At 67.6% G+C, this 25736-nt stretch carries 17 protein-coding genes and 1 pseudogene; 9 read left to right on the top strand and 9 right to left on the bottom strand.

Annotation, left to right across the window (positions count from 1 at the left end):
• Window positions 1-76: 76 nt before the first annotated feature.
• A complete protein-coding gene (locus tag NR810_RS31460; protein WP_257458097.1) occupies window positions 77-1579 on the bottom strand; it encodes a kelch repeat-containing protein in 1503 nt (500 codons plus the stop codon).
• 202 nt (window positions 1580-1781) lie between these two features.
• On the opposite strand from NR810_RS31460, the gene NR810_RS31455 reads away from it, so the two are divergent.
• The 3 genes and pseudogenes from NR810_RS31455 to NR810_RS31445 form a co-directional block, all read left to right on the top strand.
• Window positions 1782-3323: a sensor histidine kinase gene (locus NR810_RS31455; protein ID WP_257458096.1), complete on the top strand. Its 1542-nt coding sequence runs from the start codon at window positions 1782-1784 to the stop codon at window positions 3321-3323.
• A complete protein-coding gene (locus NR810_RS31450) occupies window positions 3320-4630 on the top strand; it encodes a M16 family metallopeptidase (RefSeq protein WP_257458094.1) in 1311 nt (436 codons plus the stop codon). The genes NR810_RS31455 and NR810_RS31450 overlap by 4 nt, the downstream gene beginning before the upstream one ends.
• Window positions 4631-4693: 63 nt before the next feature.
• A pseudogene (locus tag NR810_RS31445) lies at window positions 4694-5278 on the top strand (DUF2378 family protein); the annotation flags it as partial.
• A gap of 74 nt (window positions 5279-5352) precedes the next feature.
• Here the strand turns inward: NR810_RS31445 and rd are convergent.
• The gene (gene rd, locus NR810_RS31440) at window positions 5353-5520 is read right to left on the bottom strand and encodes a rubredoxin (RefSeq protein ID WP_257458092.1); all 168 of its coding nucleotides are present in this window, start codon (window positions 5518-5520) and stop codon (window positions 5353-5355) included.
• A 115-nt stretch (window positions 5521-5635) separates the two neighbouring features.
• On the opposite strand from rd, the gene NR810_RS31435 reads away from it, so the two are divergent.
• A complete protein-coding gene (locus NR810_RS31435) occupies window positions 5636-6598 on the top strand; it encodes a class I SAM-dependent DNA methyltransferase (protein ID WP_257458091.1) in 963 nt (320 codons plus the stop codon).
• A 9-nt stretch (window positions 6599-6607) separates the two neighbouring features.
• Here NR810_RS31435 and NR810_RS31430 read toward each other — a convergent pair whose 3' ends face one another.
• Window positions 6608-7930 carry a tetratricopeptide repeat protein gene (locus tag NR810_RS31430; RefSeq protein ID WP_257458090.1) on the bottom strand — a complete coding sequence of 441 codons (1323 nt, stop codon included), beginning with the start codon at window positions 7928-7930 and terminating at the stop codon, window positions 6608-6610.
• Window positions 7931-7970: 40 nt separating this feature from the next.
• On the opposite strand from NR810_RS31430, the gene NR810_RS31425 reads away from it, so the two are divergent.
• Entirely contained in the window at window positions 7971-8306 is a 336-nt protein-coding gene (locus NR810_RS31425; RefSeq protein ID WP_257458089.1) for a hypothetical protein, read from the top strand.
• Between the two features lie 21 nt (window positions 8307-8327).
• On the opposite strand, the gene NR810_RS31420 is transcribed toward NR810_RS31425, so the two are convergent.
• Window positions 8328-9227 (bottom strand): alpha/beta fold hydrolase, encoded by a 900-nt coding sequence (locus NR810_RS31420; RefSeq protein ID WP_257458088.1) that lies wholly within the window; start codon window positions 9225-9227, stop codon window positions 8328-8330.
• Window positions 9228-9427: 200 nt separating this feature from the next.
• Between NR810_RS31420 and NR810_RS31415 the strand changes: the two genes are divergently transcribed.
• Window positions 9428-9892, top strand: coding sequence for a hypothetical protein (locus NR810_RS31415; RefSeq protein WP_257458086.1), 465 nt, complete (start codon window positions 9428-9430; stop codon window positions 9890-9892).
• A 31-nt stretch (window positions 9893-9923) separates the two neighbouring features.
• On the opposite strand, the gene NR810_RS31410 is transcribed toward NR810_RS31415, so the two are convergent.
• Window positions 9924-12170, bottom strand: coding sequence for an ATP-binding protein (locus NR810_RS31410; protein ID WP_257458085.1), 2247 nt, complete (start codon window positions 12168-12170; stop codon window positions 9924-9926).
• A 153-nt stretch (window positions 12171-12323) separates the two neighbouring features.
• Between NR810_RS31410 and NR810_RS31405 the strand changes: the two genes are divergently transcribed.
• Both NR810_RS31405 and NR810_RS31400 read left to right on the top strand, forming a co-directional pair.
• Window positions 12324-12944, top strand: a complete 621-nt coding sequence (locus tag NR810_RS31405; protein WP_257458084.1) for a TetR/AcrR family transcriptional regulator — start codon at window positions 12324-12326, stop codon at window positions 12942-12944.
• A 2-nt stretch (window positions 12945-12946) separates the two neighbouring features.
• Window positions 12947-13432: a VOC family protein gene (locus tag NR810_RS31400; RefSeq protein WP_257458083.1), complete on the top strand. Its 486-nt coding sequence runs from the start codon at window positions 12947-12949 to the stop codon at window positions 13430-13432.
• A gap of 87 nt (window positions 13433-13519) precedes the next feature.
• Here NR810_RS31400 and NR810_RS31395 read toward each other — a convergent pair whose 3' ends face one another.
• Window positions 13520-18496: an RHS repeat-associated core domain-containing protein gene (locus NR810_RS31395; RefSeq protein ID WP_257458081.1), complete on the bottom strand. Its 4977-nt coding sequence runs from the start codon at window positions 18494-18496 to the stop codon at window positions 13520-13522.
• A gap of 60 nt (window positions 18497-18556) precedes the next feature.
• Window positions 18557-19567 carry a hypothetical protein gene (locus tag NR810_RS31390; protein WP_257458080.1) on the bottom strand — a complete coding sequence of 337 codons (1011 nt, stop codon included), beginning with the start codon at window positions 19565-19567 and terminating at the stop codon, window positions 18557-18559.
• A 316-nt stretch (window positions 19568-19883) separates the two neighbouring features.
• Between NR810_RS31390 and NR810_RS31385 the strand changes: the two genes are divergently transcribed.
• Window positions 19884-21104 carry a cytochrome P450 gene (locus NR810_RS31385; protein ID WP_257458079.1) on the top strand — a complete coding sequence of 407 codons (1221 nt, stop codon included), beginning with the start codon at window positions 19884-19886 and terminating at the stop codon, window positions 21102-21104.
• A gap of 12 nt (window positions 21105-21116) precedes the next feature.
• Here NR810_RS31385 and NR810_RS31380 read toward each other — a convergent pair whose 3' ends face one another.
• Complete coding sequence (locus NR810_RS31380; RefSeq protein WP_257458078.1) at window positions 21117-22760, bottom strand: SMP-30/gluconolactonase/LRE family protein; 1644 nt, start codon at window positions 22758-22760, stop codon at window positions 21117-21119.
• An 86-nt stretch (window positions 22761-22846) separates the two neighbouring features.
• Entirely contained in the window at window positions 22847-25642 is a 2796-nt protein-coding gene (locus NR810_RS31375; RefSeq protein ID WP_257458077.1) for a hybrid sensor histidine kinase/response regulator, read from the bottom strand.
• Between the last annotated feature and the right edge of the window lie 94 nt (window positions 25643-25736).

Below are 25736 nucleotides of genomic sequence, written 5' to 3'. Positions count from 1 at the left end.
GGTGGGGGTGGGGGGGCCCCCCTCTACCTTGCATGACGACCCTCACCCCAGCCCTCTCCCAGAGGGAGAGGGAGCATCAGTCCAGCGGAACCGGCGTGTAGATGACCAGGTCACCCAGGGTCGTCCACCCGTTCCCGCTGTCGTCCACACCTCCCGCGATGAGCACGGAGCCGTCCTCCAGCACCGTGCACGTGTGCTGGTGACGTTGCCGCTCCAGCGGCTTCAGCCCGAGCAGCCCTGGGGCGGCCCCATTCTTCCCGGGGACGAGCATCTCCACGTGCGAGTCGCTCAAGAGGCCGCTCGAAGTGGACCGCCGCCCGCCGATGGTCATCACCCGCCCGTCCGGCAGCGCCACCGCGCAGATGCCGCTCCGAGCGAACACCTGCGGCCCCGCCGTCACGTCACTCCCGGAGACGACCTCGGAGGAGGCCAGGATCCGCCCGTTCTCCAAACCATCCGCCGAGGCATGCCCCCCCACGTAGAGCAACCGCTCCGCCCCGCCGAACGGCACGAGCGCGGCGTCACGACGGGGCTCCCGTAGCCGGCCGGTCTCACCCGAGGGAACGAAGGTGCCGCCCTCGTACGAGAAGAACAGCACCTCCGGGCTCAGCGTCCGCCCATCCGAGCCTCCCACCACGGCGATGCTCCGCCCATCCCGCACCGGCATCACCCCCATGCCCATCCGAGACACCGGAGTGCTCACGGAGAACACCTGACCGGTCGCGGGGTCGAACCCCTCGGCCTCGGACACCGCCCTGCCCGCCACGTCCATGCCACCGACGAGCAGCACGCGCCCGCCCGAGTCCGCCGCGGCCGCGTGGTGACTGCGCGCCGCCGTCAGCTCCACTCCCGTGTACGTCCGCCGCGCCACATCCAGCACCAGGGCGCTCCGCACGGTCATCAGGCCCTCCACCGACACCACCTGTCCACCCGCCAGCAGCACCTTGCCGCCCGGGAGCCGTGTCGCGGTGTGGAAGGCACGCGGCGAGGTCTGGAAGTCACGCCCCTCCCCCGTGCCCAGCTCCGGCGCCATCTCGAGCGTGCCCGTCACCGGGTCGAAGAGCTCCGCCGAGGACAGCGTGGAGGTCGGGCGCCCCATTTCGGACTGCATTCCCCCGGCCAGCAGCACCCGGCCGTCCTCCAGGACCGTCGCCGTGTGCCCCGCGCGAGCCTCCGTGAGCGACACGCACCCGCCACTCGCGCTGCCCGGCCGTGCATAGGTATCCACCCGGCGCAGGGCGACATTCACCGACGGACGCACGGTCTCGGCCGACTCCGGCACGTCGAAGGGACGCGAGCGCCCCAGGGCCACCACGCGGCCGCCCTCGCCGGGCAGGTTCGTGTAGCCCCGCACCTCCAGCACCCGGCCCTTGCCCGCGGGCACGGCCGGCACGCCCGCCGCGCCCCGCTCCACCGGGACGTAGCGCTCCACGGGCTCCATCCCGGCGCCGGTGACGCGGAAGCGCAGGTAGTGGACCCCCTCCAACGCGGGCATGCCGGTACAGGCCTGGGTGTGGAGCGTCGCCTCGTAGAGCGCCTCCCGCGGCCCGCAAGCGGACACGAGCCCCAAGGCCGCCACCCATGCCTTCCAACCTGGCGACCGGGCCCTGCCCCGTCCCATGCCCCGCCTCCCAGGCGAGGTCCACCCGTTGATACTCCGCCCCATGGCGTTCCCCTTTTGCGGTATCCGGCCCCGAGGCAGGCAAAGATGGCTTGCGCTCGGACCGTCCCGAGCGTAGCGATGCCCTCGAGCCGTGGTCAACGCGGCCCCTGCCCCCCTGATGAAGCTCTCCCTCGCCACCCGCATCTTCCTCGGTTACGCGGTGGTGCTGGTCACCTTCGGAGCGGTGTCCCTGTTCAGCGTGGCCGAGCTGCACCGCAACCGGCTGGAGATCCGTCTGGTGAGCCAGGGGTACCTGCAGCTGTCGCAGGACGCGGCGGCGCTCGAGTCCTTCCACACCAACCAGGAGAAGGACACGGAGCGGATGCTCGAGGAGGGCAGCGTGGAGACGCGGCGGGCCCTCATCCGGCTCTCGCGGCTGTACTTCCCGTCCCTCATGGCCCAACGGCTGGAGACGGCCAAGGCCCGGGCCCGCGAGGTGCGCACCCTGGCGCCCCCGGGGGAGGTGCGCTTCATCCAGGATCTCGAGTCGCACTTCGGCCAGCTGGCCAACCGCTACCAGTCCTACGGGAAGGCGGCGGAGGCCGTCTTCACGGCGCTCGCCCGGGAGGCGCCCGCCCCGGAAGAGGTGGCCCGCGTCACCACCGAGCTGCGCCAGCAACAGGCCTCCATCGGCAGCGACATCCGCTTCCTGCGCGCGGCCCTCAGCAACCGCATCCGCGAGCGCGTGGACGGGGCCGAGGAGCGCGAGCGGCGCACGGGCCTGGCCATCATCACCCTGTCCGTGCTGGCCATCGGCGTGGGCCTGGGCGCCACCGCCTGGTCCGCCCGCACGCTGCGCCCGGTGCGCAACCTCATCGAGGGCGTGTCGCGCATCGGCAAGGGCGACTACAGCGCGCAGCTGGGCGTGCGCGGCGAGGACGAGGTGGCGGTGCTGGCTCGCGAGTTCGATGCCATGGCCCGCTCGCTCCAGGCACGCGAGGCCCAGCTGAAGGCCCAGGCCGAGGCCCTCATGCGCGCCGAGCAGCTGGCCGCCGTGGGCCGCATCTCCGCGCAGGTGGCGCACGAGGTGCGCAACCCCCTGTCCTCCATCGGCCTCAACGTGGAGCTGATGCAGGACGCCTTCGAGCGCGCCAGCTTCGAGTCCCCGGAGGACGCCCGCGAGACGCGCGAGCTGCTCGCCGCCGTCACCCGCGAGGTGGACCGGCTCACCGAGGTGACGGAGCAGTACCTGCGCATGGCGCGCTCGCCGCGGACCAGCCTCGAGCCCACCACCGTCACCGAGGTACTCGCCAGCGTGCTGGACTTCTCCCGCGAGGAGCTGGAGCGCGCCGGGGTGGAGGTGGTGCGGGACTTCACCCCGGACACGCCCCGGGCCCTGGCCGACGAGGGCCAGCTGCGCCAGGTGTTCCTCAACCTGCTGCGCAACGCCCGCGAGGCCATGCCGGATGGCGGCCGGCTCACCATCGCCACCCGCGCCCACGAGCACGAGGTGGAGGTGGCGCTCCAGGACACCGGGCGCGGCATGACCGAGGCCATCCGCTCCCGCATCTTCGAACCCTTCTTCTCCACCAAGGAGGACGGTACGGGGCTGGGCCTCGCCGTCTGCCAGCAGATCCTCAAGACCCATGGCGGCACCCTGGAATGCCAGAGCGAGGCCGGCCGGGGCACCACCTTCTCCGTCAAGCTTCCACGCGCATGAGCTTCGCCTACCACCGAGACGTGCTGCCCAACGGCCTGCGCGTCGTCACCATCGAGACCCCGCACCTGCACACCGCCCTGCTCGCGGTGTACGTGCGCACCGGCAGCCGTCACGAGACGGCCGCCAACAACGGCGTCAGCCACTTCCTGGAGCACCTCTTCTTCCGCGGCAGCGAGGGCTGGCCGGACACCCTCCGGATGAACTCGGCCGTGGAGGAGGTGGGCGGCAACCTCAACGGCGTCACCACGAGGGACCACGGCTACTACTACACGCCCCTGCACCCGGCGCACCTGGACGTGGGGCTGGCCATCCTCGGGGACATGCTCACCCGCCCCAAGCTCACCGACATGGAGGTGGAGCGCAGCATCATCCTCGAGGAGATGCTCGACGAGGTGGACGACAAGGGCCGGGACATCGACATCGACAACCTGTCCAAGCGGGTGCTCTTCCCCCACCACCCGCTGGCCTTCAAGATCGCCGGGACACGCGAGTCGGTGTCGAAGCTCACGCACGCGCAGATACGCGAGCACTTCGCGCGCCACTACGTCACCGGCAACATGGTGGTGACGGCGGCGGGCCGGGTGAAGCGCGAGGAGGTGCTCGCCCTGGTGGAGCGCCACTTCGAGCGGCTGCCCGAGGGCCCCGCCAGCGTCGATCTCCCGCCACCGTCCACGCCCGCGGGTCCCAACCTGCACGTGGTCACCCACGACGAGGCCCAGACGGAGTTCCGCCTCAGCTTCCGCACCGTCCCCGAGCACCACGAGGACTGGCCCGCCCTGCAACTGCTGCGGCGCTTCCTCGACGATGGGCTGTCATCGCGGCTGCCCTTCGAGATCGTGGAGAAGCGGGGGCTCGCGTACTCGGTGCATGCCTCGCTGGAGGCCTTCCACGACACGGGCATCTTCGAGATCGAAGCCGCGAGCGCGCCAGACCGGGCCTCGCTGGTGGTGGCGGAGATGTTCCGGGTGCTGGGCGAGCTGAGCACCACGTTGGTGGGCGAGGAGGAGCTGGCACGGGCCAAGCGGCGGCACCGGATGCTGTTGGAGTTCGCGCAGGACTCGCCGGGCGAGCTGGCCGGGTGGTTCGGCGGGACGGAGCTGTTCCGCAGGCCCGAATCCTTCGGCCGGCGCGCGGATCTGGTGGACGAGGCCACTCCGGCCCACGTGCGCGAGGTGGCGCGGCGCTACTTCGCCCGGGAGAACCTCACCCTGGTGGCCGTGGGCCAGCGCCGGGGCATCAAGGCCCTGGAGAAGGTGGTGGACACCGCCGAGGGGCTGCCCTCCTCGGAGGGCGCCCGCCGCCGCTGAACGCAGGATCCTCCTCGCCGGGCGGGGTCCCCGGTGGTAGATGCCCCGGCGCATCAACCTTCGATGGACCCCCGGATGACGACTCGGACCCAAGCAGGAGACACTTTCCGTTCCTGGGACACCCCGATGAGGCCCGTGCTCGCGACCCGGAAGGAACCCGTCATCTTCAGCCAGGTGGTGGAGGCCCTCTTCAAGCACACCATCAAGGAGCGGCTCGACGCGGACGCCCGGAGGCGGCTCAAGGCCATTGGCATCGACCTGGATCAGCCGTTGCTGGTCGCCTACTCCGTCCCCACCTGGTTCGCGGCCCTCCGGGTCTGCGCCGAGGTCCTCTACCCGGACGTCCCCAGCGAACAGGCCCGCTATCAGCTCGGCCGCCGGCTGGTGGACGGCTACGGGCGTACCGCCATGGGCCGGGCCGTGTACTCGATGCTCCGGATGCTCGGCTGGCAGCGCTCGCTGGCGCGCATCCCTCGCGGGCTCCAGTCGGGCACCAACTTCCTCACGGCCCGGACCCGCTTCCTGGCCAACGGTGACCTCGAAGTCACCTTCGAGGTCCTCCCCGAATTCCACGCCGCGCTCGGTTCCCAGCACGGCATCGACCCGTACTTCATGAACGGCAACATGGACGCGATGATGGAGCTGGTCGGCGCACCGCTCTCGGGCGGCGAGCTCCAGCCCATCGAGCCCGGCTCACAACACGTCGTCTACCTGCTCCGCCCCTACTCCTCGAAGGGCTCGAAGTCGGCCTTGGACGCGCCACACTCGGGGCAGTACCAGGAGTCCGGGATGTCCTCGAAGGCGGTGCCCGGCGCGATGCCGGAGTCGGGATCGCCCAGGGCGGGGTCATAGATGTAGGAGCAGGTGATGCAGCGGTAGCGCTTCTTCATGCCGGGGGTTCATACCTGATCTCCCGCTGGAAGTTCAGGCTCCGCTCGCTTCCAGGAGAGCGAGCGCGACGTCAATGGCCTCGTGGCTCGCGCGGGGTGTACGCTGCGGGGACGCATGAAGCCCTCCCCCATCGATTGGCGTGCGCGGCTGGAAGCCCGTGGATTCGAGGGAGCCGAGCTCGTGCCTCCCTCCTACGGGGCCCAGGTGCTGTGGTCCTGGCGGGAGCCGCTGGCGGCGGAGGCGGCGCTGCGCGAGCAGCTGGATCAACAGCCGGAGGACAAGGACTCGCTGCGGACGCTGCTCTCCATCCTGGGCGAGACCGGGCGCGCCGGGGAGATTCCCCTGCTCCGCCGCCACCTTCACGAGCTGCGCTGCCGCGACCTGCGTGTCCCCGAGGCGGCGCGGGAGGACGTCATCGCCTACCTGGAGGCGGCCGAGACCGGGGCACCACCGCCGGAGCGCATGGCGGACGCCCATGTCGCCGCGCTCTTCGACGTCTATGCCCCCAGCTTCGATGACAGCCTGCGGGGCTTCCTCGCCTACCGTGCGCCCGAACGGCTCATGGACGCCGTCCAGGTGGTGCTCGAGGGACGGAGGGAGCTCGACGTGCTCGACCTGGGCTGTGGCACCGGGCTCGCCGGTCCCCTCCTGAGGCCCCTGGCCCGGCGGCTGGAGGGCATCGACCTGTCGAGGGGCATGCTGGACAAGGCGCGCGAGCGCGGGGTGTACGATGCGCTGCGGGCCGGGGAGATCACCGCCGAGCTGGCCTCCACCACGGCGCGGCATGATCTCATCGTCGCCGTGGACGTGCTGGTCTACTTCGGGGCGCTGGAGCGGCTCTTCGAGCGGGTCGTCCCGAGGCTCGCGCCCGGAGGCCTGTTCGCGTTCACCGTGGAGAAGGGCACCGACCCGGGATACCGGCTCCAGCCGAGCGCGCGCTACGTCCACCACCTCGACTATCTGCGAGGCTGTGCCCGTGGCGCGGGCCTGCGCCCGGTGCTGGAGCAGGAGGCCACCCTGCGAAGACAGGGGGGCCAACCCGTCATCGGCCACGTGGTGGTGCTGACCGCGGCCTGAGCCCGCCGCCTACCGGCGCGAGCCCCGGATGATGATGGGGCCGGACGCCTTCTTCCTGGGCAGGGCCTTCTTCAGCGCCTTCTGGATGTCCAGGTACTCGGGATTGGCCGCGTCCTGCTTCAGCGCCTCGCCGATGAGCTTCAGACCCCGGTCGAGCTTCGTCCGCGTCTTCGCGTACAGGCCGGCGAGCGCCACCTTCTCCTCCAGCGAGGCCTCGCCCCCATCGATGAGCCGCTCCAGGGAGAGCAGGGCCTTGTCCTGGTCTCCGTCCTGCTGGTGCAGGCGCCACATGCGAGACAGCGCCGGCGCGAAGCGGGGGTTCGCGTCGAGGGCGTAGCCGTAGTGCTCCTTCGCATGCCGCAGGTCTCCCCGGGCCTCCTGCACCCGGGCCCGGACGTAGAAGGCGCGGGCGGAGTCCGGCTGCACCTTCAGCGCCCGCTCCACCAGCGACAGGGCCTCGGCCTGGTTCCCCTGGAGCAGCTTCGTCTCGGCCAGCCGCGCGAGCAGCTCCGCGTTCTGCGGATACTGGGACACCGCGCCCGCGAGCACCGCCTCCGCGTCCGCATGGCGGTCCAGCGAGGACAGCACCCGCGCCTTCAACACGATGAACTCGGGCTTCGAGGCGTCCTCTCCTTGCACCTGGGACAGATCCTGCTCGGCATACTGCGCATAGCCGCTCTGGAGGAAGTAACGCGCGCGCAACATCCGCGCCGCCGTGAGCCCCGGTTGCTCCTCCAGGAGCCGGTCCATCAACTTCGTGGCGAGCACCTCGTCGCCCTTGGCCAGGAGGATCTCCGCCTCCACCACCTTGGCGTCCACGTCATCCGGGCGCTCGCGCTGGATGCGCTCCAGCGTCAGGAAGGCCTCCTGGTGCTGGCCCTCCAGCGTCTGCAGGTGGGCCAGCTTGAGGATGTCCACGTCCTCGAGCTCGTCCGCGTCCCGCAGCTCCAGCAGGAGGGCGATGGCCTCGGAGAGACGTCCATCCCGCTCGTGGCTCTCGGCGATCCGCCGCTTGATGACGGGCGCCTCGGCGGGGTTGAGCGACATGGCCTGCTTCAGGGCCAGGATGGACGCCTGGGTGTTGCCCTCCCGGCGCCGGGCCTCGGCGAGCAGGAGCAGCGCCTCGGAGCTGTCGGGCTGAAGACCCGAGGCCTCGCTGAAGGCCTTCGCGGCCTGCTCGGGCTGCCCATTGGCCAACTGATGGCGCCCCTCCTCCAACCGGGCCTGGAAACGTTGTGCCCGGGTCTGGACGGACAGGGTGTCCGGATCCTTGCAGGCAAGCGGGAGCATCAGTGCCAGGGCCCAGAGCGGGCGAGGAAGTTCGAATTGCATCGCTGAGATGGAGGGTACCGGATGTTATCCTGCGGCGTCGATGGACCCATTCGTTCGGCGCCTCGTGGAGAGGCTCCATGATCCGGCGAGACCGCTCTCGCGCAACCGGCACTTCCACACGTTCGACACCCCCGAGGGTCGGATGGCGCTGAAGGTGTATCGTCGGCTCAACAGCATCCATAAGGACATCCTCGCCTGCGTGAAGGAGGGCCGGCGTGCCCGGCTCTTCCGCGAGGTGGACGCGGAGGGACAGCACCGCATCGAGCTTCACTTCGAGCGGATCGCCGGACGGCGGGTGTCCCACCTCAAGGCCGCCGAGCTGGAGCTGCTCGCCCAGCTCCCGGGCGTGCGTGACGCGCTCGAAGGCGACCTCTGAATCTCACGGTCTGGGCGCGCCTCATGTGAGCTGGCGCGACAGGAAGTCGCGCACAATCGGCACGGCTTCCTCGAAGTGCGTTTCCAGAAGCCAGTGACCCGCGCCTTCGAGCAGATGCAGCTCGGCATCGGGAACGTCACGCAAATAAGCTCGTGCCGCGGGCGCTGGCATGTAGCCATCCTCGGGCCCCCAGAGGATCAGCGTGGCGGGATGCTTCTCTCGAAGATAGCGCTGGTAGCGGGGAAACCACTCCAGGTTCTCCTTCAGCTTCTCCATCAGCCCCACGGCGACCGCCCGCCGCACCGGTGTGTCCATGAGCGGCCAGTGCAGCTTCCACAGATCAGGTGGGATCCGTTCCGCGAGCCGCGGCGAAATCTCTCCGACGAACTCCTCCCGGAAGCCCGCCTCGCTCACGGCCGCTTCCAAAGGCTGACGTGTCTGCACGCTCGGGTCGTTCCAGAACGCCTTGATGGTCTCGTATTTCGGACCCAGCGCATCCTCGTAGATGTCACCATTCTGGATGACGACGGCCTTGATCCGCTCCGGGTGGGCGATGGCGTGTCGTAGCCCGATCTGGGAGCCATAATCATGGAGCCAGATGGCATACTCCCGAAGATCCAGTGCCTCGGTGAACCGCCCGAGGAACCTGGCATACGCATCGAAATCGTACCCGAACCCGGATGGATCCGGAGTGCCGCTGTAGCCAAACCCTGGAAGGTCGGGTGCGAGGGTCCGCCATCGATCCGACAGCGCCGGCATCAGACGGCGATACTGATAGGACGAGCATGGATAGCCGTGAGGGAGCAGCAACACTGGTGCGTGCTCCGGACCGGACTCGCGGAAGAAGATGCTCAGGCCGTCGAGCTCGATGCGGCGGTGGAGCACCCGTGAGGAAGCCGAGACATCGTCGATGGAAGTCATGCTCGCTCCCTATCCCCGGCAAGGTGGCAAGGGCAGTGGAAGCCCCATCATCTGCCCCCAAGAATCCAACAAAGGACACTGCTGGTACTGCTCCCGGATCTCGGCGTCGCGCATGAGGCGCGGGAATATTCGAAGGCACGTGCGTCTGGACGGGTGAGGTCAGAGGAAACCACCCCGATCCAGAAAGAAGAACGAACGCCATGAAGACATCTCGTCGTGTTGTCGGACTCCTCCTCGTGCTGACTGTCGGGACCGCCGTCGCGCAAGCAGCGCCTACGCTGGCCGCGAGGCTTCGCGGCCTCGCGAGCTACTACGGTGACTCACAGGGCCGCATCCCGGTCACCCTGGACACGGGCGAGGTCCTGTACGTCTCCACTTCCGAGAGCCGAGCCCCTTTCTCGATCTACACGGCGGGAGCGCCGGTGTCGGACGGCGCGCAGGTAGCGGCCTGCGGCCTCGACGCCGCGGGCAGAGCCGTGGCGTGCGATCCCGCCTACGATGGCGCCGTGCTCAACGGGTTGCAGTATCTGCAGCACCTCAATCCCGATCCCACCGGCGTGCGCGTTCAGTGCGAAGAGGATGATGAGGGGTTCAACCGCTGCAAGTTCGTATGGCACACGTGCGTCGTGTGCAGCCCCACCGAATGCACTCCCATTCCGTGCTGATCAGCGGCAAGGAGCCGCCGCGGAAGAGCGGCTACGCACCATGAGGTCTCCCGGGGGCGAGCAGGGGCAGCTCCAGCGTGAAGGTGGCCCCCTGCCCCGCTCCCTCGCTGTGGACCGTCAGCGAGCCGCCCAGTTCCTGGGCCGCCAACGCGCTGGAGTGCAGGCCAAAACCGTGGCCATCCTGGCGCGTGGTGTAGCCGTACTGGAAGATGCGCGTGAGCAGCTCCGGTGAGATTCCCACGCCGGTGTCTCGCACCTCGATGCGGACGCGGTCCGCGGCGGAGGGCTCCAGCTTCACGGCAAGCCGACGCTCCTCCGGCGGCACCCCATCCATGGCGTGTTTGGCGTTGCTGAACAGGTTGACGAGGATCATCAGCACCTTGTGCTTGTCGGTGAGCACGGGGGCCAACGGGGCCAGTTGCCGATCCACCTTCACCTGGTGGCGGGAGAGGTCGGCCGCATTGATGCGCAGTGCGTCCTCCACCAACTCCGCCAGGCTGACCGGCTCCTGGAGCCGCGGCATCCGGGCGTGGTTCTGTTGCACCTTGACGATGTCGCCGATGTGCTCGGTGTACCTGCCGATGTCGTCGAGCAGCTCGCTCATTTCCCGGCGCTCGTCCAACAGGTTCTGTCCCAAGCTGTCCAGGAAGGGAATCACGTTGCGCCCGCGCTCGTCCTGGGTCAGGAAGGTCGCGAGCTCGCCCTGGCGATCCTGGAGCATGTGGGCCACCCGGCCCACGTGCTCGAGCCGCATCTTGCTCATGCGCTCGCGGGCGAGCTGGGCCGAGGTGTAGACGCTGTTGAGGACATTGCCCACGTTGTGCAGCACGTTGGTGGCGATCTCCGCCATGCCCGCCTGCCGTGCCGTCCGCACGAGCTGCTGGTGGACATCCTTCAGCTCCCGGGTGCGCTCCTCGACGCGCTGCTCCAGGCCCTCGTTGGCCTGCCGCAGAGCCTCCTCGCGCTGCTGGACCTTCCGGGCCATCAGCTCGAAGGACCGGGCCAGCTGCCCCAGCTCGTCCTCGCGTGAGGTCTTCAGGGAGACCCCGAAGTCGCCGGCCGCCACCTGTGCCGTGGCCTGGGTGAAGGCCTGGAGCGGGTCGGAGATCTGCTCCCTGAGCACCCAATACATGATGAGCAGCTCCAGGAGCAGCGATACGAGGCCGAACACCAGCACATAGCGCGCGGCCTCGAAGGCTTTCGAGGACACCTCGCTCTCGGACAACACCGTGACGAAGTTCCAGCCAGGGCCCTGCATCCGCGCCACGGCGATGTACTCGCCATACTCGGGCAGCTCCACCACGGTCTTCCCGGGCTCGCGGCGCTTCACCGCCTCGAAGATGCTCCGCAGATGGGCCCGCTGCTCCGCGGTGGGGAGCCCTGTTGGCGAGCCCTCCGGCGGGCTGGAGGCCAGGATGTCGTAGCCGCTCGTTGCGCCATCCAGTTTTATCTCGGGATGGGCGATGAGCTGGCCATCATCGCGGAAGATGATGTTGTACGCGCCGGGCAGGCGGTCGACGAGGGTGCGCGACAGCAGCTCGTCGACGAGCACGTCGTTGCCGAGCGTCGCGACATGCTGGCCGTCCAGGTCCAGCGGGGTGACGGCCGAGATCAGCCATTTTCCGGAGGTGTCATCCTTGTAGCTGCGGGTCCAGACCATCCGCCGCTGGGGATTCTCCTGGGGCCGGGTGAGGGTGTAGTACTCGAAGGAGAGCAGCGGGTAGTCGGGCGCGACGTCCTGGGTCCAGTTGGGAACCTCCGGCCAGTAGAGCACGTTCACCCCCTCCGTCAGGAAGATGAAGGTGTTGAGGTGACGGGTGCGATAGGCGGGCCCGTATTGGGCGATCACGTCATACGCGGCCAGGAGCCGGCGGCGGAACGCGGTATCGACCTTCACCCCCGGAGCGATCCAGACACCCGGCCTCCGCGTCCCATCGAAACCCTCGGGCCGATCGCGAATCGTCCCGTCCGGCCGAAGCTCGAACATGCTGTCGAAGCGGGAGGTGGGATCCTCCTGGCCTCCGGCACGGATCCGTTCATGGAAGGCCTGCTTGAGGAGCGCGTGGGAGTCCTCGGCGAGGACGAAGATGGCCTGCTCCCGTTGACTGCGCTCCTCGACGTGCCGCGCCAGGTGGTCCAGGCTCTCGATGCGTATGGTGCGGAGGATGTGGAGGTAGCTGACGAGGGTGGTCAGAGCGATGACCACCCCGATGCGCACCGCCATGCGGATGAGCGTCGAGCGCGCGATGGTGGATCCGGGCTTGGACGGATGCGACATGGGGGATGCCTCGCGAATGACCAGAACCTGACACCCACCAGCATCCACCAGTTGACGTGTACGCATTCAAGGTCTGGCCCGACACGAGGCGGGAAGCGGGTTGACAGCATACCGACTGGTTGGTACACCGCTGACCAACCAGCCGGTATGCTCATGGACCCCACGGATCCCCAACACCAGTCCAAGACGAAGTTCCTCGACGCGGCCCTGCAGGTCATCCGGACCCGGGGCTACACGGCGACCCGTATCGAGGACGTCTGCGCGGTCGCGGGCCTCACCAAGGGGAGCTTCTTCCACCACTTCAAGAGCAAGGAGGAGCTGGCGATCGCGGCGGCCGACCACTTCTCGGCGATGGCCGATCGCATGTTCGCCTCCGGGCCATATCAACGCGCGACGGATCCGCGCGAGCGGCTGCTCGGCTACGTCGACTTCCGCATCGCCCTCCTGCGGGGCGCGCCGCCGGACTTCACGTGCCTGCTCGGGACGATGGTCCAGGAAGCCTACGACACGCATCCGGCCATCCGTGCCGCCTGTGACAAGCACCTCAGCTCGCATGCCGCGACGCTGGCGCGGGACATCGCCGAAGCCAGGGCACGCTACGCGCCAGACGCGCCGTGGACCCCGGAGAGCCTCGGGTTGTTCATGCAGACGGTCATCCAGGGCGCGTTCATCCTCGCCAAGGCGAAGCAGGGCCCCGACGTCGCGGCCGAGTCCTTGCGCCACCTGCGCCGATATCTCGAAACGCAGCTCACACCCCGCCGCAAAGGAGCATGACCATGGCAACGCCCCAGAAGATCACGCCGTTCTTGTGGTTCAACCAGGAGGCGGAGGAGGCGGCGAACCTCTACATCTCGCTCTTCGAGGATTCGAAGATCCTGAGCATGTCTCGCTACGGTGACGCGGGACCGGGCCCCAAGGGGTCGGTCATGGTGGTCGAATTCCAGCTCGCGGGTCAGAGATTCAGTGCGTTGAATGGCGGCCCGGCCTTCAGTTTCACCGAGGCCATCTCCCTGGCGGTGAGCTGCGACTCGCAGGCGGAGATCGACAAGTTGTGGTCCACGCTGACCGCGAACGGGGGAAAGGAGAGCCAGTGCGGCTGGCTCAAGGACAGGTTCGGCCTCTCCTGGCAGATCATCCCGTCCAGGTTCACTCAGATGATGCAGGACAAGGACCCGAAGCGGACGCAGCGCGTGATGCAGGCCATGCTCACCATGAAGAAGTTCGACATCGCGCGCCTCGAGGAGGCGTACGCGCGGGAGTAGCACCCGGGTGCGTTCAGGTGGGAACGGCTGCCGAAGCCGAGGGCCCTCATCGACTTCGGCAGCCGGTCGTTCCCCTGAGTCAGCGTCTCACGAGAACGAGAGGAAGATCGATCCGATGTCGATCTCCGCGTCACGGAACATGCCGTTGGAGGTGGTGGGGAGGTTGTTGTAGGCGTTGATGACGCGATCCGAGCTCCCCCGGAACGAGGATCTCTCGATCAGCGGGCGCGCGCTTCGCAGCGCGACCTCGGAATCCGAGGCCCTTCGTGCGGTCGGCGTGGCCAGGCCACTGAGTGGATCCACGCTCGCGACGCTGCCGGCGCCGGCCCATCGCGTCTTGTGCCCCAGGACGCCAGCGTTCACACCGACGCTGCCAAAGCCCAGACCCATGGACACCCAGTTCAAGACTTCCGCGGCACCTTTGTTCCCAGCCGCGGAGGCAGCGGAGCTCGCCAACCCGGTGACGGCAGAGGCCATTCCAAAAGCCTGACCGCTGGCGGCCACTCCCAGGTTGATCGCCTCGCCGCGAGGAATGTTGTTCATCAGCACCGATGCGGACATTCCCACGCTCTCGCCAAGCTCCGTCACCTGGTATTGGGCCATACGGGCCGCCCTCGCGCCCACGGACATGGCTGACTTCGCGACCTCGTACAGGCCAGCGACACCGCTCACGATTCCCAGCCCAGCCGACACCCACCCCAGGATCGCGGAGGTCTGCTCGTTCTCCTCGAGCGCGGCCGCGGCGATGCCCGTGGCGCTCGACGCGACTCCCACCCCGGCGGAGATCACCGCCAGGGTGTTCGTCGCGGCAAGCCCTCCGATGATCCCCGCCCCGGAGATCATCCCCGCACTGATGCCAGCCCCCAACCCGAGCGAGACGACGCCGACGAAGACACCCAACACGCCCAGGCCAATGCCCACCCAGGCTGACGTGCTCAGATGCCCCGTGGGATCGGCGTGATTGACGGGATCGCTCCCGCAGTAGAGGTACGGATTCAATCCACCCTTCCCGAACGGGCTCCAGCCGTCGGGGCTGTGGAAGCGCATGAGGGTGGGGTTGTAGACACGATAGCCGTTGCCCAGGAAGTACCAGCCCGTGACCGGATCCACGCCCTCGCCGTTGAATCCAATCAGGCTCTCTCCCTCGCCTGATGTGCTGCGCTCGCCGTAGGGTGTATAGCTGAAGTCCTCGGACTTCCCGCTGCCGACCTCCAGGGATTTCACCAGGCTGCGTTGACCATCCGTGGCGAAGAGCCGCCCGCGCGAAGTGGAGCCTTGCTTCTCATGCTGCGCGAAATACTGGCCCTCCGCGCCCAGGTAGGTGATCCGCTGATCGTCCAGGGTCTGATTCCTCACGAACTCGCCCTGGTAATGCCGCAGCGCCTCGCCGCCGCCGGGCAGCGAGTGGCGTACCAGCTTTCCCAGCGCATCGTAGTGGTACTCGCTCAACACCTTTCCCGCCCCGTCCAGCACCTTCACCAGCCGGTCCTGGCTGTCGTACCGCAACTCCTGACTCCGCTCGTCCCGCGTGAGGTTCCCGGCCGCGTCGTACGCCAGGGAAATGCTCTTGCCACCACGCTCGATGGCGGTCAGCTGGGTCGGCTCCTGTGTACTGTACCGGTAGACGGTGACTTCCTTGACCTTCTTGCCGTCCTTGCCGCCCGCGTAGGTCGTCTCCAGCCGCGTGATGTTGTTCCACTTGTCGAAGGTGAACCGCTGTGCCCGGAGCTTGCGCCCGCCAGCGGCCCGTGGCGGCTGACTCCCCGCACACTGATACACTTCGAGGCGGCCGAGCGCGTCGTAGGCGTAGGTCTCGTCACGCCAGATCACGCCGCCAACGGTCGTGACCCGGCGGCTGATCTGGCCGTTGTCGAGATAGCTCGTCTTGAGCACCCTCTTCGACCTCCCCGAGGTGACGCGCCGGACCTCGCGACCGAAATCGTCGTACTTCAAGTTCGTGGTCAGGGTGACCGCGGCGCCCGTGTCCTCCACGCGGATGGTCGCCGGGCGACCGGCGCCATCATAGGTGAAGCTCGCCTTGCGGCTCCCCTGCTTGCAGCTCCGCAGACGGCCGTAGTCGTCGTATTCGCTCGTGTGGTGGTTGCCGAAACCGTCGGCGAAATCCTGGATGAGGCCGGACATGCTGTAGGCGTAGCTCGAGGTCTGACTGAGCACGCCAGCGCGCCCGCGGGTCTGCTCGGAAGCGCTCCGAGACAACCCCGAAGCGAAGTAGCTGAGTTCCTGGGTGGAGCCGTCGCACTGTGCCTTGAGCAGGGCCGAGGTCTTCGGGTCGTAGGTATAGCTGAGTTGGACGTCGGGCCCGTTCAGGCCCACGAGCTTGCCGCCGAGATGGGGCGCGTACTTCATCTTCAGCACGTCACCCTTGGGCGTGGTGACCTGGGAGGGCTTGTCACCCCCGGCCTGATAGCCGTAGCGGCGCGTGCGGCCGCCCACGCTCTCCGACGTCACCCGGCCCAGACCATCATAGGCGCGCTCGCCGAACTTCGTGCCATCCACCGTGAAGCCTGTCACGAGCTCGCTGGCGCTGAAGTCCGCGTAGTGGATGAGCACACGGTTGTCGTTCGGCAGCACCTTCTCCGTCACGCGGTCGAACCGGTCATGGGAGTAGCGGGTCGTACGGCCGAGCGGATCCTTCTCGCTGACCTTCCGGCCGAAGCCGTCGTACTGGTAGCTCGTGGTGGCATACTCGGCGTTGTCCGCGCGGAGTAGAGTGACGGTCACCGGGTGGTCGAACAGGTCGAACCGGGTGAGGGTTTTGCCTTCGCCTTCAATGCCCTTCCGCAGCGTCATGGCGACGGGGTCGTGGATGGACAGCTCCGAGTGACCGTCGGCGAACCTCGTGCGCCGGAGCGTGCCCCAGCCATCGTATTCATAGCGTGTCTCGTTGATTGTCGGGGTCGCGACGCGTGCCGACTTGTCGGCGTTCCACCACCAGTCGTAGCGCTTCTCCGAGACGAGCTGCCCGAGCACATCGTAGGACTTCTCCGACACCAGGCGGAAGGTTCCCTGATAGCCTTTAGCGGTGGACTCCAGCTCGCGGTCGTCGTCCTGCGCCTCCTCGGAGCACACCCGGCCCAGTCCGTCGTAGTGAAACTTCTTGCTGATGCCCCGCGGAGTGGTCTCCACCAGGCTGGGCCATTGGCCCTCCTTGTCACCGCGTGGGTCGTTGTACTTGTAGCTGCGCGTGGCTTTTTTTGGACTGTCCGGAGACGTCGTCTGTGCGGCCAGGCGCCCCCTCACGTCGTAGGTGAAGGCGGTCGTCACCCCGTTCACGTCGGTCTCGCGCCAGCGGCGGCTCGTGATGCGGGATGAGGTCGTCACGTGGGTCGCCTTCGCGCCATCGAAGCCCGTGGTGGTGGTGGTGGTCGTCGTCGCCCCCTCCTTCACTTCGTGGGTAAATGCGACGATGGTGGTCTTGCCGTTCAGGCTGGACCGGAACTCCCGCAGCAGACCGTGGGTCGCCGGCTGGGTGAGGCTTTCGTTGTAGGAGAAGGTCTTGGAGAACCCGTTGTCGAGCACCTCCGTGGCCTTGTTCACGTAGTAGGAAGCAGGCACCTGGCCGAGGGTCTGCGTCTTCTGGTAGGTGTACTCCGTGGTCCTGGCGGTGGCGGAGCCCGAGGCTCCCGCCGCTGGGGACACGATGATGCGCTTGACATAGCGGACGAAGCCGAACGGATCCGCGGGGCACTTCCCCGCTACGCCAGCGGCCGGGTAGTACTCGTACGCCGTCTTCACGCCCGTCTTCTCGACCGTGCTCAGCGTGTTGCCATGCGCGTCCGTCTCCGTCTCGACGGTCTCTTCCCGTGAGGTGGAGGCCTTCAGATCCTCATACCGGGTGACCACGGTGCGTGGCTGGTGCAGGTTCGCCGGCTGTTTGTTGAAGGCCAGCGACGGGTCTCCGTTGTAGGTGATCGTGGTGGTGAGCCGCGTGCCCTGCTGGGTCTTCACTTCCTTGGTCAGGAGGTGGAACTTGTTGAAGGTGCGCACCGTGGAAGAGAGCGGGGTCTCACCATCGCTACCGAGGATGTTCTCCGTGCTCTTGTACGTGTAGTTCCCCTGTACCAGGTACAGGTTGTCTTCACCCTCCACGAACTCGGGCTTACCGGACTCGTAGCCGAGGAAGTTCTGATCCTGGCTGAAGCTGTAGGTCTTGATGATGGCGGGTTGATCTCGTCCCGGGTTCACGGTGTGAACCGTTGCATGGGGAATGAACCCCCCGCCGTTGACCTTGTGTCCCTGTTCCTTGTACTGGATGAGCTCGATGGCGCCCGTGGGGTTCCTGAGCTTCTCGATGACCTGGAAGGTCCCCAGGAGACGCAAGTAGGACATGGTGTACCTGGGCAGTGCCGCCCCATCACCCACGTTCTTGCTCGCAGCATAGGGCAGGGACGCGGACGTCAGCAGGTCGTTCTGGTAGCCCAGCAGGATCCTGGCCGTCTTGCCGTGATCGACCGGGAAGTCGATCGTGTAGGCGTTGGCGCCCTGGTAGGAGATCTTCAGGTAGTTCTCCTGGGTCTGAGTGAAGACGACCTTCGTCAGATAGGAGACGCCATTCACTTTGTGATCGTGATGGAACTGGAAGGTCTCTCCGTTGGGGAAGCGCAGGAGGGAGAGCCGGGCGATCGACTCACCAGCATTGACCAGCCGCTCGACCACGCCGTCCTTGTTGATGACGTCGAAGGTTCTGGCATCGACCCTCCTCACGCGGAAGTCCTTGAGCTTCTGATCCTTGAAATGGAGATTCTGACCTTTGGACGGAAGCGCCCCGCATCTGAAGGACCTGCCGTCGGACAGCGTCAGCACGTTCCGGCCATTCGCCAAATCCAGAGAGCACAGGCTGATGGACCAGCCCGTGCCGAAGCAGCGGCTCCCGGTATCGAGCGCCGAGAACGAGAGCTTGATGTCGCGGCCCAGGCCATTCAGGTTGGGCGGCCTGAGCTGGACGAGCTGAATGGAGGCTGTGTATTGCCCGGTCCTCGGGTCCACGCCGCCGGTGAGATACGAACCGAAATTGAAAGCGTTGGAATAGATCGACTCATTCATGGCTGACTCCTCCTGGTTGGGTGTCTCGCGGACCCCGATTCCCGGTGGTCTGGCGGCGCGCTAGAGGGCCGAGATGCTCACGGTGTCACCATGGTCGCCGGCCGGCTGGACACCGTAACGGTGGGTGTTGCCGTAGTTGTCGGTGACGGTGAAGGTGACGGTTCCCGTGACGTACGGAGAGGTCCAGCTGCAGCCGGTGATCTTGAGCACGGCCACAGCCCACTGGTTGGGAGCGACGTTCATCGTGTAGTCGAACGACTGCACGCAGCCACCCGACACGGCGTCACGCACGTTCGCGTTGTGCGTGCCCGGGGGGAAAGCGATTCCACGGGTGAGGACACGGTCGTCGGCGACGCCGTTATCGACTCCGAGACCGTAGAAGAACACCGCGTTCCTGGTGATGCTCTCGGCGCGCAGACCGGCGGGGAGCGACCAGTAGTGCGCGGTGAGGGTTTGATGGATATCCGGATTGTAATCCGTGTACTTCTGGTCCTGCTTGATCTCGGTCGCCGAGGTCAACTGCGACACCGGAATGGAGAGAGGCGTGATGGCGACCAACGTGACGCTGCTCGTGAACTTGTGCTTTCCGGTCGACATGTTCGTCGTGAGGACGGTGCCATCGTCCAGCACCATGCGAGCCATCAACTTCTCCGTGCTGATCCGGTTGGCGCGGATGAAGCGGCGGAAGACGTCGGGGACTTCGTTCTGCTTCAAGGCCCGGAGCTCCGCCGCGTTCGGGGGTTCGCAGCAGCTCATGATGTCCGGCTGAAGGGTGTCCACCTGCGAGGCGCTCTTGAGCATCCTGGCGCCGGAGTAGGTCCCCATATCGAAGTTGTTACGCTGCTTGTCGACGAACCACGACTTCGGCATGGCCTTCTGGTTGATGTTCGAGGAGTAGGCGACGACCGTAATCGAGTTCTTCTCCGCCTTGGACAACGGGACCTTCACCGGAATGCCATTCTTATACGTGCACTTCATGACCTCGATATCGACCCGCGTCTGCTGGTTTCCGTTGGCGTAGAACTGTTCCAGGGTGGGCTTGATCTCGAATCGGGTGACCGTGAACGACATGGCGAACCTCCAGGCTTGTCTCTGCTCAGCCGCGATTGGGCGGCACGCCCACAAGAGCAAGGCAGATGCCAGCCTGTCGGGCTCTCGACAGCGAGGCGTCGAACCGAGCGCCACAACGCCTGGCGACGTGTCGGTGACGTGTCGGTGATGTGTCGTTGGTGCGTTCGACTACCACCCCCGCCGGGCCAGCATGCTCCAGTAGCGGCAAGGGCGGAGCCGAAGGGGCTCCCCGTCAACCCGAAGCCGGGGAGATGCGGCAAGGGCCGCTGCCGCGATAGTTTCCCGGTCCGTCTTGCCACGCAGCACTGGAGAAACGATGAGCGCAGATGCCGGTATCGATTTGACCAGCGAGAGCTTCTTCGCCAACCCCTTTCCCACATTCGAGCGGTTGCGCACCCAGGCTCCCGTGTATTTCTTCGAGCCCCTCCAGTGCTTCATCCTCACGCGCGGCGCCGATATCGAGGCGCTCACCAAGAGCCCGCACTTCTCCTCCCGGCGCGCGAACGAGCTGCTGGGGAGCCTCGGGCTGCTGGGAGAGGATGTGGCGTCGAAGGAGATGCTCGCGACCTGGTCACGGCTCGTCTTCTTCCAGGATCCGCCCCGCCACACGCTGGTGCGACAGCTCGTCATGAAGGGCTTCACGCCCGCGGCGCTCGAGCACTTCCGGCCCCGGCTCACATCGCTCGTGGAGCGGGCCCTGGAGAAGGGACGGCGCCAGGGGGAGATGGACATCGTCTCGGACTTCGCCGAGCCCATCGCCATCAATGCCATCGCCGAGCTGTTCGCGCTCCCCGAGGCGGATCGGCCGCGGTTCATGAGGTGGTCGAAGGACCTGCTCAAGCCCTCGGGCGTGGCGGTCGACACGGACGAGGTGAGGAGCTCCATCCGGCGGACCACCCATGACATGGTGGCCTACCTGAAGGACCTGGTCGACAAGCGCCGCGCGGCGCCCGGGGAGGATCTCGTCAGCCAGTTCATCGCGGGGGAGGACGGCAATCCCCAGCTCGCGGGCGAGGCCGTCATCCAGTCCTTCCAGATGATCGGCGCGGGCTTCGTCACGTCGACGAACCAGCTCACCAACACCGTCCTCGCGCTCCTGAAGCACCCCGAGCAGCTGCGCCAGTTGAGGGTGGACCCGGGGCTCACCCGGGGCGCCATCGAGGAGAGCCTGCGCCATGAGCCGGCCATCCTGTCCATCAACCGGCTGTGCGTGGAGGACACGGAGCTGGGCGGCACGCGCATTTCCAAGGGGCGCTTCATCCACGCGATGACCGCCGCGGCCAATCGCGACCCCGAGGTGTTCCCCAACCCGGATCACTTCGACATCACCCGGGCGCCCAACCGGCACATGACCTTCGGCGTCGGTGCCCACTACTGCCCGGGGGCCTCGCTCGTCCGTCTCGAGGTCGAGGAGTCCCTCCGCGCCCTGCTCACGCTTCCGCGCTGGGAGCTCGCCGACAAGCCCTACAACTACCAGGGCTCCAACCTCCAGGATCGTGGGCCCAGCTCGCTCCACGTGCGCTTCCCGAGGAACTGAGCGCTCCACCCGTCAGCGCGCTGGCACGAACCGGTAGAGGGCGCTCTCGACATCGGACGACAGGTAGATGGTGCCCGAGCCGCCCACGGCGACGCCCGTGGGGAGGTAGCCCGGCGGCAGGCCCGCGCTCTCGGGCAGGCCGATGCGCAAGCCGCTCGCGAGCACGGTGGAGCGCCCCGTGGCCGGATCGATGCGCACCAGCTGCTTGCGGCCCACCTCCGCGACGATCAGCCCGCCGTCCGGGTGCCGGGCGATGCCCTCGGGGGCCTTGAGGCCCTTGGCCACCGTGCGCCGGGTGCCATCCGACAGGCGCACCCGGGTCACCCGCCCCGAGCGCACCTCGGTGACATACACCCCCGGCTCCACCGCCTCCGTGTCGGCCACCAGTCCCACCGGCCCCTCCAGGCCCCCGGTCAGTACCGTGGTCCCGGCGGGCTCGGCGGCATCCACCCGCACCAGCCGGCCCGTGGTGGCCTCGGCGACGAGCAGCGTGCCATCGGAAAGCTCGAGCACGCCCTGGACGCCATTCGTGTTGGGAATCGTCCGCAGGACCTCTCCGGAGGCCCGATCCAGGACCTGCACGCTGCCGAGATAGGCACTGCTGAGCACCACGTGCTTCGCGCTCAGGCTCACCTGCATCGGGAAGGTCATCCGCGTGGAGAGGGCCCGGGTCGTCTGGAGGATCTTCCCATCCCGCCCTCCCACCTGGCGAAGGGCGTACACGTCCGCCACGTACAGGCGCTCGTCCGGATCATCCGGCGCGACGGCGAGGCCGGAGGGCACGCTCAAGCGCGCCTCGACGACGGGCCGGACGGAGCCATCGGCGGGATTGACCACGCGGATGTCGTTGTCCACCATGTTGGACACGTACACCTGGTCATCGGGGCCCATCGCCAGGTTGTCGAGCCCGGTGGGCAGCTTCGCGACGACCTCCTTGCCTCCCGTGGCCACCCGGACGCGCACCAACTCGCCCCGCACCGCGTCGACCACATAGAGGTGCTCGCGGCTCGAGTCGAAGTTGACGGCGGTCGGCATCGCGAAGCCCTCCGCCACGACCTCGATCTTCCCCGTGTCCACGTCCACGCGGGCGATCTGCCCCTTGAGCAGGAGCGGGCCGTACAGCTTGTCGTCCGGGCCGAACTCGAAGCCGTTGAGGAAGCCGGGCCCGGAGAGGATCTTCCGAGGCGGCTTCTTCCCGTTCGGGTCCACTTCCCACAGCGCATCGCCCCGGCCGAGCTGGGTGACGTAGAACCTGCCATCGCGGCGGAAGGCCAGCGAGTTGAGACCCGGCAGATCCCTGGCGATGACGCGCGTCTTCCCATCCGGAGTGCGCCGCATCAACTGGCCGGAGAAATAACCGGTCCAGTAGATGGAACCATCGGGACCCAGGGTCACGTCATCCGCGCCACCCAGCGGAGGCCCCACCAGGGTGGACACCTTGCCATCCTTCAAGTCGATGGAGTGGACCGACTGGCCGAGCAGATTGCTGGCCAGCAGGTGCCCCTTGCCATCGACGGCCATCCCATGGACGCCTTGGAAGGGAGAGCCGGCTACCACCACCTCCTGGCGGTAGAGCGGTGGAGGAGGAGCGGCCAGGGTCTGGCTGCTCCCCATCAACATCCAGGCGGTCAAGAGCTCATAGGGAAATCGGCGCATTCAGTTCCAGGCCTCCACAGCCTTTTTTGACTGACACGTCTATCAATCAAAAACACCAGGAGCAAGGCGCGAGTGCCCGCCGCGGGCTAGCGGGCCAGGAGCGAAGCCGCCACCCGCAACAGCTCCGACGCCTCGAGCGGCTTGGACACGTGCGAGTCGAAACCCGCCAGCAGCGCCGCATCCCGATCCTCCCGCCGGGCGTACGCGGTGATCGCCATGGACGGTAGCCGCCCGCCCTGCCCGGGGGCTCTGCCACGCACCTCCCGGATGAACGCGTAGCCGTCCATCTCCGGCATGCCGATGTCGGAGATGAGCAGCTCCGGCGGCTCCCGGCTCAGGAGCTCGAGCGCCTGGGCCGCGCTGGCCGCGGTGGAGACCCGGGCCTTCACCTCCTGCAACAGGGTGGCGATCAGCTCGCGCGAGTCCGTCTCGTCGTCGACCACCAGGATGTGACGTCCACGGAGCACCTGGGAGACGTCGGTGGGGAGACAGGGAGGAACCTGAAGAGGCGTACGCGCCGGCTCGGCCGTACCCGGACGCGGCGCCACCAGCGGCAACCGGACGGTGAAGGTGGATCCCCTGCCCTTTCCGTCGCTGTGAGCCTCGACCGTGCCGCCGTGCAGCTCCACCAGGTGACGCACGATGGACAGCCCCAGCCCCAACCCGCCGTAGCGCCGCGTGGAGGAGGCATCCGCCTGGCGGAACCGCTCGAAGAGGTGCTTCTGGAAGCCCGGGGAGATTCCATCCCCGGTGTCGCACACCTGGAGCTCCACGTGCGACGGGCCCTGGGAGAGGGTCACCGTCACGCATCCTCCCTCGGGGGTGAACTTCACCGCGTTGGACAGCAGGTTCCACACGATCTGTTGCAGCCGATCCGGATCTCCCAGCAGGGGGCCCGTCCGGGCATCCAACCGTGCCTGGAGGTGGAGACCCTTGGCCTCGGCGGCCGGGCGCACCACGTCCAGCGCGCTCTCGATGAGCTTCACCGGATGCGTGGGACGCAGATCCAACCGCAGCTTGCCGCTCACGATGCGGTTGACGTCCAGCAGATCCTCGATGAGCTGGGTCTGCGCCCGGGCGTTGCGCTCGATGGTCTCCAGCGCACGCACGCGCTTGTCCGGCGGCAGCTCGCGCGTGCGGAGGATCTGCGTCCAACCGAGGATGGCCGTCAACGGCGTGCGCAGCTCGTGGGAGAGCACGCACAGGAAGTCATCCTTCAAGCGGCTGGCCTGCTCCGCGCGCTCGCGCTCCGCCTCGGCCACCTCGTACAGGCGCGCGCGCTCCAGGGCCAGCCCACACTGCTGGGCGAGCATCCTCATGAACCGCAGCTCCTCGGAGCCACAGGTGCGCGGCCCGGGGAAGGACAGCACGAGCGCGCCGATGGACTGCCCATCCACCGCCATGGGCAGCACCGAGAGGCAGCGGTCCAACTCCACGCCCGTGCGGAGCCACAGCTCCCTGCCCTCGCGAACCGCCTCGGCCATGGTCAGGTGGCGAGCCATTTCCTCCAGGCAGCCCACGTCATGGAGGCTCTCGAGCGTCTCGTCCTCCCGCCGGCGGTAGACGGCACCCGCGTCGGCTCCCATGGCGCCCAGGGCCTCCGTGAGGACGATCCGGGCCACGTCGCCCGGGGTGAGGGCCCGCGAGAGCGCGGAGGTGACCGACAGCAAGCGCGCGGCACGCTCCTCGGCCCGGCGGGCCTCGGTGATGTTGTCGAAGATGGCAACCGCGGCGATCGTCCGGCCGTGCTCGTCCCGGATGGGGGCGCTGTTCGCCCTGATGAAGCAGTCATCCCCGCCGTACTGCCCGCTCAGCCACAGCACCTGGTCGCGCACCACCTCGCCGTGCATCAGGCTGCGAGCCAGCGGCAGATCCTCGGGCCTGGGCACGGTGCCATCCGGACGGAAGTGATGATAGGCGGAGTAGCCTTGGATGTCCTCCGCGCGGATGAGGGGGTGGCCCCAGATCTTCTCCGCCTGGGCGTTGGCGTACTTCAGCTCCCCGTGAGGTCCCGCCAGGATGAAGCCCGAGGGCATCTGGTCGAGGATGGCCGAGAGCAGCCGCTCCTTGGCTCCGAGCTCCGACAGCAACTGGTTGCGCTCCTCCTCGGACGCCTTCCGCTCGGAGATGTCCGCGGTGGTGCCCACCCACTCGCGCACGGTGCCATCCGGGTTGAACACGGGCACGGCTCGGGCCTGGACCCAACGCCAACTCCCGTCCACATGCCGGATGCGGCCCTCGACCTCATAGGGCGTCTTCGTGGCGAGGGACCGGCGCCAGACCTCATCGATGCGCGGGCGATCCTCGGGATGGATCGCCTGCATCCAGGAGGAACCGTCCAGCCACTGCTCGAGGGAACAGCCGGTGAAGGCCCGCCACGAGGGCGAATCCTCCACCGGAACGCCCTGGGCGTTGGTGGTCCAGATGGACGCCGTCGAGGTCTGCACCACGGACCGGAATCGCTCCTCGCTCTCGCGCAGCGCCGTCTCGGCCCGCGACTGTCTGGCGCCTGCGCTTCCGGTGACCTCCTCCGCGAGGAAGAGCCACTCCACGAGCCGCTCCGCTTCGTCCTTCACCGGCAGCGCACGGACGAGCACGTCTCTCCAACTCCCATCCGCCCGGCGGACGCGGCAGGCGAGCTCCTCATCGTTGGCGAGAGAGGCGCCGCCCGGCTCCAGGCGCTCCCGCTCCTCGGGATGGACCGAATCCAGCCAGTGTCGGCCCAGCATCCGTTCGGGGGATTGGCCGGTGAAGGCCGCCCACGAAGGAGAAGGCTCCTGCATCCTTCCTGCCTCATCCACCACCCAGACGAGCCTCCGGGCATCGTCCAGGAGTGCGCGCAGGCGAAAGGTGTCACGTGCCTGGGTTGCCGGAGCACGCATGAACGGGTCTCCCAAAAATCCTTTTTTCCTCTCACCTCAACAACCCGGAAGGGAGTGACGCCTCGCCCGAGTCGCTCGCCCAAGGGGAGGGTCT

This window comes from Archangium lipolyticum (assembly GCF_024623785.1).
In the GTDB taxonomy this organism is placed as follows: domain Bacteria; phylum Myxococcota; class Myxococcia; order Myxococcales; family Myxococcaceae; genus Archangium; species Archangium lipolyticum.
Note: the sequence above shows the minus strand (reverse complement) of the source record. Positions and strands in the feature narration are given on the sequence as shown.

Bases quoted from the DNA above. Each gene is read 5' to 3' on its own strand.
- NR810_RS31455 (WP_257458096.1), top strand. From the start codon at position 1,782: ATGAAGCTCTCCCTCGCCACCCGCATCTTCCTCGGTTACGCGGTGGTG.
- NR810_RS31450 (WP_257458094.1), top strand. From the start codon at position 3,320: ATGAGCTTCGCCTACCACCGAGACGTGCTGCCCAACGGCCTGCGCGTC.
- rd (WP_257458092.1), bottom strand. From the start codon at position 5,520: ATGAAGAAGCGCTACCGCTGCATCACCTGCTCCTACATCTATGACCCC.
- NR810_RS31435 (WP_257458091.1), top strand. From the start codon at position 5,636: ATGAAGCCCTCCCCCATCGATTGGCGTGCGCGGCTGGAAGCCCGTGGA.
- NR810_RS31430 (WP_257458090.1), bottom strand. From the start codon at position 7,930: ATGCAATTCGAACTTCCTCGCCCGCTCTGGGCCCTGGCACTGATGCTC.
- NR810_RS31425 (WP_257458089.1), top strand. From the start codon at position 7,971: ATGGACCCATTCGTTCGGCGCCTCGTGGAGAGGCTCCATGATCCGGCG.
- NR810_RS31420 (WP_257458088.1), bottom strand. From the start codon at position 9,227: ATGACTTCCATCGACGATGTCTCGGCTTCCTCACGGGTGCTCCACCGC.
- NR810_RS31415 (WP_257458086.1), top strand. From the start codon at position 9,428: ATGAAGACATCTCGTCGTGTTGTCGGACTCCTCCTCGTGCTGACTGTC.
- NR810_RS31410 (WP_257458085.1), bottom strand. From the start codon at position 12,170: ATGTCGCATCCGTCCAAGCCCGGATCCACCATCGCGCGCTCGACGCTC.
- NR810_RS31405 (WP_257458084.1), top strand. From the start codon at position 12,324: ATGGACCCCACGGATCCCCAACACCAGTCCAAGACGAAGTTCCTCGAC.
- NR810_RS31400 (WP_257458083.1), top strand. From the start codon at position 12,947: ATGGCAACGCCCCAGAAGATCACGCCGTTCTTGTGGTTCAACCAGGAG.
- NR810_RS31395 (WP_257458081.1), bottom strand. From the start codon at position 18,496: ATGAATGAGTCGATCTATTCCAACGCTTTCAATTTCGGTTCGTATCTC.
- NR810_RS31390 (WP_257458080.1), bottom strand. From the start codon at position 19,567: ATGTCGTTCACGGTCACCCGATTCGAGATCAAGCCCACCCTGGAACAG.
- NR810_RS31385 (WP_257458079.1), top strand. From the start codon at position 19,884: ATGAGCGCAGATGCCGGTATCGATTTGACCAGCGAGAGCTTCTTCGCC.
- NR810_RS31380 (WP_257458078.1), bottom strand. From the start codon at position 22,760: ATGCGCCGATTTCCCTATGAGCTCTTGACCGCCTGGATGTTGATGGGG.
- NR810_RS31375 (WP_257458077.1), bottom strand. From the start codon at position 25,642: ATGCGTGCTCCGGCAACCCAGGCACGTGACACCTTTCGCCTGCGCGCA.